Annotated in this window: 8 protein-coding genes; 4 read left to right on the top strand and 4 right to left on the bottom strand. The window is 31.8% G+C overall.

Going from position 1 to position 8,213, the window contains the following annotated elements; all coding sequences use genetic code 11:
* Positions 1–48 precede the first annotated feature (48 nt).
* Positions 49–645, top strand: coding sequence for a 3'-5' exonuclease (locus ABIQ27_RS14140; protein WP_348034564.1), 597 nt, complete (start codon positions 49–51; stop codon positions 643–645).
* Positions 646–696: 51 nt separating this feature from the next.
* Here ABIQ27_RS14140 and ABIQ27_RS14145 read toward each other — a convergent pair whose 3' ends face one another.
* Positions 697–1,194 (bottom strand): CAP domain-containing protein, encoded by a 498-nt coding sequence (locus tag ABIQ27_RS14145; protein ID WP_348034565.1) that lies wholly within the window; start codon positions 1,192–1,194, stop codon positions 697–699.
* Between the two features lie 327 nt (positions 1,195–1,521).
* Here ABIQ27_RS14145 and ABIQ27_RS14150 point away from each other — a divergent pair, with 327 nt between their 5' ends.
* Both ABIQ27_RS14150 and ABIQ27_RS14155 read left to right on the top strand, forming a co-directional pair.
* Positions 1,522–2,376, top strand: coding sequence for an aldose 1-epimerase family protein (locus ABIQ27_RS14150; RefSeq protein ID WP_348034566.1), 855 nt, complete (start codon positions 1,522–1,524; stop codon positions 2,374–2,376).
* A 20-nt stretch (positions 2,377–2,396) separates the two neighbouring features.
* Complete coding sequence (locus ABIQ27_RS14155) at positions 2,397–2,957, top strand: GNAT family N-acetyltransferase (RefSeq protein WP_348034567.1); 561 nt, start codon at positions 2,397–2,399, stop codon at positions 2,955–2,957.
* On the opposite strand, the gene ABIQ27_RS14160 is transcribed toward ABIQ27_RS14155, so the two are convergent.
* Entirely contained in the window at positions 2,958–3,188 is a 231-nt protein-coding gene (locus ABIQ27_RS14160) for a VF530 family protein (protein WP_348034568.1), read from the bottom strand.
* A gap of 58 nt (positions 3,189–3,246) precedes the next feature.
* On the opposite strand from ABIQ27_RS14160, the gene smpB reads away from it, so the two are divergent.
* Entirely contained in the window at positions 3,247–3,699 is a 453-nt protein-coding gene (gene smpB, locus ABIQ27_RS14165; protein WP_348034569.1) for an SsrA-binding protein SmpB, read from the top strand.
* Between the two features lie 32 nt (positions 3,700–3,731).
* Here the strand turns inward: smpB and ABIQ27_RS14170 are convergent, their stop codons facing one another.
* Complete coding sequence (locus ABIQ27_RS14170; protein WP_348034570.1) at positions 3,732–7,475, bottom strand: transglutaminase-like domain-containing protein; 3,744 nt, start codon at positions 7,473–7,475, stop codon at positions 3,732–3,734.
* Between the two features lie 22 nt (positions 7,476–7,497).
* Complete coding sequence (locus tag ABIQ27_RS14175) at positions 7,498–8,139, bottom strand: protein-L-isoaspartate(D-aspartate) O-methyltransferase (protein WP_348034571.1); 642 nt, start codon at positions 8,137–8,139, stop codon at positions 7,498–7,500.
* Positions 8,140–8,213: the final 74 nt, after the last annotated feature.

An 8,213-nucleotide genomic window follows, 5' to 3' on the forward strand; every position in this document is an offset into this window, starting at 1 on the left:
TGGAAGAATTAATAAAAGATAAATTTCAATTAACTCAATTCTCGTAATATGTTAGATTGGATAAAACATATCAATAAAGAATATCCTGATTTTTGGAAATCATATTTGGCAAAGTTTGAAACTAAGACCAACAGGTATGTGATTTTGAGTACCGAAACTACTGGTTTAAATCCCAAAAAAGACGTCATATTATCCTTCGGAGCTATTGCTGTGATTGATGATGTTGTACGTATCGGAGATAATTTTGAAGTTGTAATCCTGCAATATAAATACCTTCATGATAATGGTTTGTCAAATGAATTTTTGATTGAAAGCAAAATGTCCAAATTAGCTGAATATCAGGCAATACAAGCATTGGTAGACTATATTGGCAATGCAGTTTTAGTTGGTCACCGTATTCATTTTGACATAGAAATGATTAATGATGTGTTAGAAAAAATGGAATGCGGAAAGTTAAAAAATGAAGCTTTGGATGTCGAAATAATGCATCAGAAATTAATGGACATTACGAACAAATCGTTTTCATTGGAAGATTTAATTAAGCAATACAAACTTCCTCTAAATGAAAGGAATTCAGCTTCAGATGATGCTTATTCTATAGCATTATTGTTTGTGAAATTAAAAGCCAGATTAGGTTTTAAATAAGAAACCCACTCTATCGAATGGGTTTCTTTACTATTAAACTAAAACAAACAATTATTTTTTTATAAACATACTGGTGTAATATTTTTTTCCAGTGGCTTCATCAACGGTAACTGACATACCAATATGTGTAAAATCACCTTCGATGTTGGCTTTGTGAGCAGCGCTGTTTATCCAGGCACTCATAGCACTTTCCGGAGTTTGATAGTTGTAAGCAATATTTTCAGCTACGTTTGTAGCCCCTAATAATTCAATCAGGTTGTTTGCTCTTTGTTGAAAATAATCATGGTTTACCACTTTATTATCAATCATATATATATTGTGCTCTTCTGATTTATAAGAGATGTGATTGATTACTTCAAGCGTATTCAATCCAATACTCGCACGATAATTATTGACAAGTGTAATAAGTTTCAACTCAGTGTCATTGTAATTGTAAGTAGTTACAAGTTTATTGTCAGTTGAAGAACCTTCTGAAGAATCAGAAGAACAAGATACCATTGTGAACACAATTGCTAACGGCAACAATGCTCTAAACATTTTTGCTTTCATAGTAGTAGGTTAAGTTTTTAATAAAGTAGATGTGGGGCAAACACTTTATTACGATTAATTTTGACAGTTTTTAATAAAGTAGATGTGGGGTAAACACTTTATATAATTTATTTTATAAGAACGTATTGTTATTTCGTTAGACAATTCTACATCTTTTATCGGTTAAAGAACAAATAAAATCGATGAAATACACCTTTTATTCATTTATATATAGAATATTCTTATATTTTAACATTGATTTTATCATCTTTGACTTTTCAAAACAAAAGAACTTCTCTATTATCCTTTTAATTATTCAAATATATTTGCTCCAGAAAAATAACTGCATTGACAACAACTATTTCAAATTCAGAACTATCGGCTACAATTAGCAATAAAGGCGCCGAATTGATTTCCTTAAAAAAGATTGATTCAAACAGAGAATACATCTGGGAAGGAAATCCGGCATATTGGGGAAAGCACTCACCTATCCTATTTCCGATTGTTGGTACTTTAAAAAATAATTCATATACCTATAAAAACCGCACATATCAATTATCCCGTCATGGATTTGCCAGAGACATGGATTTTGATCTGATAAGCTATAATGAAACCGAAGTGATTTTTTCCTTGTCATCAAATGAATTTACAAAAGAAAGATTCCCTTTTGAATTTGAATTGCGAATCCTTTATACTTTAAATGGTACTGAATTAGTCATTAGTTATCAGGTTATTAATAAAGGTTCTGATGCAATGCCTTTCTCAATTGGCGGTCATCCTGCCTTTACTTTAAATCAAAAATTTGAAAACTATACTTTGCAATTTGAAACAGATGAGGATTTAACCAGCTATCAACTGGAGAATGATTTGCTTTCAGATAAGACAAAGCAAATTGAATTAGTTAATAATAGCTTGCCACTAACCTATTCACTTTTTGAAAATGATGCCTTGATTTTTAAGCATTTGAAGTCAAAGCAAATTAAAATTCTCGAAACCAATGTTCCAATTTTGAATTTTAAGTTTAACGATTTTCCACATTTTGGGATATGGACAAAAGTCAACGCGCAGTTTATATGTCTAGAACCTTGGATTGGCTATTCCGATGTTTTAAATACTTCCGGAAATATTTTCGAGAAAGAAGCAATTCAGATTCTTGAAAATATTTCATCAAAGGAATTCAATTTTAGCATTCAAATTCTATAATTTTACAAATAAAAAAAATCATGCTTGAAATCAATTTTCACCCTTTTCAAAATATTGAAACCGAACGATTGTTATTGCGACGCATAGATAATAACGATGCTGCTGAAGTTCTGGCACTTCGCGGTAATCCCGAAACAATGAAATATATTCCGCGGCCTTTGACAAAAACGACCGAAGATGCTTTGGGGCATATTGCCATGATTGAAGATAAGATTGTCACTAATACCGGAATTAACTGGGGAATTACCATTAAGGGAAGCCCAAGAATCATTGGGATTATTGGTCATTATAAAATTTCACCCGAAAACCATCGTGCTGAAATTGGTTATATGTCTTTCCCGGAACATAATGGCAAAGGATATATGTCTGAAGCTATAAAAGCAGTTCTGGCTTACGGTTTTGAGCAAATGAATCTGCATTCTATAGAAGCGATTATTGATCCTGATAATATTGCGTCTGAAAGAGTTTTACAAAAAAATGGTTTTGTAAAAGAAGCTCATATTCTGGAAAACGAATTATGGGAAGGAAAGTATTTGGATACCGTTATTTATTCTCTGTTGAGGAGAAACTGGAAAAAATAATCATTTGCTTAGCTTCGGCAAAGTTCTAATATACAGCTCTTCCACTTTTTTTCTGGCCCAATCCGTCTTTCTAAGGAAAGTCAAACTCGATTTAATACTTGGATTATCGCTAAAGCATTTAATCTTTATCAATTCAGCCAAAGTATCAAATCCATAAAACTCAACAAGAATTTCGAGTATTTTCTGAAGCGTGATACCGTGAAGCGGATCTTTTGAATTCATTTTTTCCATAAAGCAAAGTTACAAAACTATTGTGGTTTGATTCATTTGTTATTACATTTGCCATCCAATGTTGAAAACAATAAACATACTTAACAAACGCGCCAAATTTGATTATGAAATAATCGAAACCTATACTGCCGGCATAGTTTTAACCGGAACGGAAATCAAATCGATTCGTTTAGGGAAAGCTAATATTACAGAAGGTTTTTGTGAATTTCACAACGGCGAGTTATTTGCCATCAATACGCAGATTGATGAATACCTTTATGGAAATCAATTCAATCACAAGGCAAAAAGCGAACGCAAACTTTTATTGAATAAAAGAGAATTAAAAAAATTAGAGAGAGCTTTTGATACCAAAGGATTAGCCATTATCCCTTTAAAGCTTTTTACTAATGAAAAAGGGTTAGCGAAATTGGATATCGGACTTTGCCGCGGAAAGAAAACGTATGATAAACGTGAAAGTCTTAAAGAACAAGACACAAAGCGGGATTTGGACCGAATCAAAAAATCATTTTAATAGAAAATCCGCCCTAAAGCGGATTTTCTATTTTATTTATAACCAACTACCTGATCTTCGTTGGCAATGACTTCCTCTACATACTTTTTATAATCACTATATTCTGCAGTTGTAATATTGTCCCATGGCGTTGAAACTATTCTGGAAATCTTTAACGAATTTGGTTTAACCAATTCAAAATTGATAGAATAGCTGTGTTTTTTATAAGTATAAGTTTTGCTTTCTGGTATTTCGGTAAATTTTTTACCTTCAGGGATATTTAATATAATCGTCGAGTTATAACTTGAGTTATTTTCATAATTGATATAGTTAATATCATAATTTCTGATTTCTTTAGTAACTATATCTCGGGTATAAACTTTGTCAATAAAAGGCAGGTCAATTATTTTTAGATTTCCAACATTTTTTATTTTTTCGTTTACCAAAAGCTGCGTCTCAAACTCGATACTGTCATCATAGAGCCCATTCTTAATCAGTTTTACATTCTGAAGTTTGATATTTTTATTAAGCTTTGAATTGTAATCTTCCTCTAATTCTTTCTTTCTGACATCATCTGATGTGGCATTCGAGAATAACTCATTGAAATAGGATTTGTCTGTGCCAATTATTTTTTGTGTATTAATTAACGTCACTTCTTTATCTGTCAGATTTACAATGCTATTTGTGATAATCTCATTTTTTAAGGCATTATCAAACGGAATTTTTATCAGCGATGATTTCTCGTTTTCTGCTTTATCAAATGAAATAATTAAAGCATTTGCATTGTATAATGATTTTGGCAAGGCTTTATAGGGTAAATATTTGTCCGTCAATTCTAAAAAGACATCTTTACCGTCGATGCTTGTTTTTACTATGCAATGATTAAAATCGTTCGCAGGAAGTGGCATATTTTTAAACCCATTATTATTGGTAGAAACTAATACCAAATTGGACTTTAAACCTGCATTTTGAGCCAAAGCAACAAAAAGTGTTGATACATCTTTACAATCACCAAGCTTAGTCATTATGGTTTTTGACGGCTTTTGCGGAACATAACCACTTTGCCTAAAATCAAGTGAACTATAAGTTATATTGTTTTCAATATAAGCATATATTTTCCTTGCGATTTCATCTTGTGAAAGTGAAGTTGCTCCATTTGGAAAAATTTGTTGAAAGGTAGTTTTGGTTATTTTGTCTAATTCTAAATTCTTTTTAACTAAGTCAGAATACCAATTAGAAATATCTTTCCAGGATTTGATGGTTCCTACTTTAATCGTATTGGTCAAATCACTGTAAGGATAAGAGAAACTCTCATTCAACGGAAGTGCAGCAACATTATTTTTCTTCCAAACGGTATAAGTTGTATTTTTTATTTTGTGGGTAACTGCTGGAATTTCTCCATTTTTAAAACTTGTTGCATATTGAACATCTGATGGATTGATCAAGCCAAAAATGGCTTCAACAGCTGGATAATTACTGTTGAAATAGCAACTCAGATTAAAATCTTTATAGAAACGCCCTGTGCCTGAGTTAAAATCTTCATATTCAATATAAATGACATCGCCAATTTTCAAATCAGGAAATACAAGAGTTCCGTCACCTACTTCAGCCGGAGTAATTGAGCCGTCAGCCCGGACTATTTCTGATTTTAAAAGTGTGGTATAATTACTCAGGTCATACTCTTTCATTTGTTCGATTCCGTTATCGCCAGTGATTTCATAAAGAAAAACTACTTTTGATTTCCTTCCGCCTTCAGGCAGAACATTAACAATGTACTCATCTAACAGTACAACTACTCCATAATCACTTTTTAATTTGGAATTCTTTCTTTCCTTAATAACTTTGTAAATATCCTTTACTTCAATTTGCTCAATTTCATCAGGGGTTTTAGTAATGTCATACATTTGCTTTCTCAGCTTTCCGTTTTCAGAGTTATGAAGCAGCGATTGCCTCATGTATTTTTCGGCTTCCTTCAAATTTGATTTGTAATTATAAACCATTCCCTTTTTTTCCATCAAAGAAAAAGAATAAGGAAAAAGCCCAAGGCATTTATCGATTTCAACTAAAGCTTCATCATATTTCTTTTCCTCAATCAAAAAATTAATATAATCTACAGCAATTGATTTAAAATAAGGATAAACTTTGTTTCGGTAGAGGTATAATTTTTTCTCATCTTCTTTTCGGTTTGTACTTCTGTAATAATTAATTAACATAGATATGGCAGTGAAATTGTCACGTTTTTCAACTAGATTTTCCAGAGCCTTAATGGTTTTTTCTTTATCCTTTTCCAACGAATCATATAACGGCGCAAACGTTGTTGTATAGAATTCACTATTGTATGAGGTTCTCAAAATTTCATTAATTCCTTTAATCATTTCTGTGATATTAGAATTCCTTGCATTAATTAGGAAGTCAAATAAATAACCATAAACGGGTGATGGCAATAACTTTGCTTTATCACGTATTTTTTCAAGCTCTACAATGTTAGCAGATTTCATCCAATCTCTATCTTGCGCTTTGGTCAAAATAGTATAATAATAATTAGGATCCTGTACTTCTATATTTTTATTGATTTCATCCACTTTTGCAGATTCGTCCTTCAATGCATAATAGATTGCCAAATGGGTTTTGACGATAGAGCTGTTAGGATATTTTTTATCTAGTTCATCGATGATATCGTAAGCCTGTTCTAATTTTTTGTTGTGAGTATAGGCGTCAAACAAAAGGAATTTGTAAAATTCATTGTTTGGGTTATCCTTGATTTTAGCAATTAGAAAATCTTCGAAATCAATAGAAAGTTCTTCAACTGCCAATGAGCTGAGTGTTGATTTATTGTATTCTTTGAATGTATTGTTATAGACCAAATCACCTATCTTATTATTTTGAGTGTCAGTCAAAGATAAAAAGAAATAGCTGCTAGCATCGGAGACAGAAGATTTTACCAAAATTCTATTTGTTCCTTGCGGTAATTTAAATTTTACCTTAAAAGCATTTAAATCTGAAAACTTATTAATTGTATTGACATAAATCTCTACATCGTTTACAAATATTTTTATAGAAGCACTCATTGCAAAATGCAACACAACATCGCGATTAGCTGGATTATCTACAAATACCTGAGAATACATAATTCCGTTACCATATTCAGACTCGTTTGAAAATGTTTGGTAACCTTCATTTTGAATTACTGTTGGATTGTACCAACCTAATTTTCCGTTACTATTAGCATCAAAAAGCTTGTCGTTTTTAGGATAAGTTTCAGGTTCGTAAGGAATATCAATACCGCTATCATTTAGGTTTTCGAAAACACCGCACAATTGCCAATTCATAATCGAGTTAAGCATTTTTATATGGCTGTCATAACTTTCGTAGTTTTTTCGGTTACGATCTGCAATGGCTTTGTAATAAATAACCATCGGATCGTTTTTAAAAGTTTCTGAAGCAGCCATAGCATCCACTTTAGAATACGTTTGGTCTGTAAAACCCAGAGATTTTATATCGTCTAATATGAATGGCTTTTTAAATAATGAGCACAAATAATATTTGCTGTCTGGAAATTTAGAAAAATCTTCAACAAATGAAGCGTCAAAATAAAGCTTACCGCTTTCCAGTTCAATTATTTTGTCTAGTAAGAAATATTCAACTTTAGTATTGACTTGTGTTTTTAAGCTTTTATCGAATAAATTTCGGGCATCTTCACGTTTATTGGCTAATAATAAATCCCACACTTTTTTTTCAGTTGTCTGAGAAAAGACAATACCTGAAAGCAGTAAAAAGATAATTTGAAGTTTTTTCATTATAATTTTGAGGTAAATTAATTTAATTTTTATTTTCCAATAACGGAACGAATTTAAAATCTCCAAATTCGTGCTTTTCAAATTGAGTTTCGTTTTTACGAATCAACATCGTCATTACCTGGTCTTTTTCACCAACAGGAATAACAAGCTTTCCTCCTATTTTTAGTTGCGCCATCAAAGCTTTCGGAATGATTGGTGCTCCGGCGGTTACAATGATGCTGTCAAAAGGTGCATGATTTGGCAAACCTTTATAACCATCACCAAATGATAAATGCTTTGGACGTATATTTAGTTTTGGCAATAACGCCGAAGTTGTTTTAAATAATTCATTTTGCCTTTCTACCGAATAAACCTTTGCGCCCATAGCTACCAAAACCGCAGTTTGATAACCTGAACCTGTTCCGATTTCAAGGATTTTATGGTCTTTTTTTACTTCCAATAATTGACTTTGAAATGCTACAGTATAAGGTTGCGAAATGGTTTGTCCGGCACCAATAGGAAATGCTTTGTCCTGATAAGCAAAATCTTCAAAACTGGAATTCAAAAATAAATGACGTGGAATTTTTCGAATTGCTTCCAAAACTTTCATGTCAATAATTCCTTTTTCTTCCAGGACTTTGGCTAATTGATTTCGAAGTCCCTGATGTTTGCTTGTATCTTTCAATTGGGGTTGTAATTTATTGCGTAAAAATAGAAAACAAATTATCAATTATCAATTAGCTATTATCAATTAATTTC

The organism is Flavobacterium sp., assembly GCF_039916025.1.
Lineage (GTDB): Bacteria > Bacteroidota > Bacteroidia > Flavobacteriales > Flavobacteriaceae > Flavobacterium.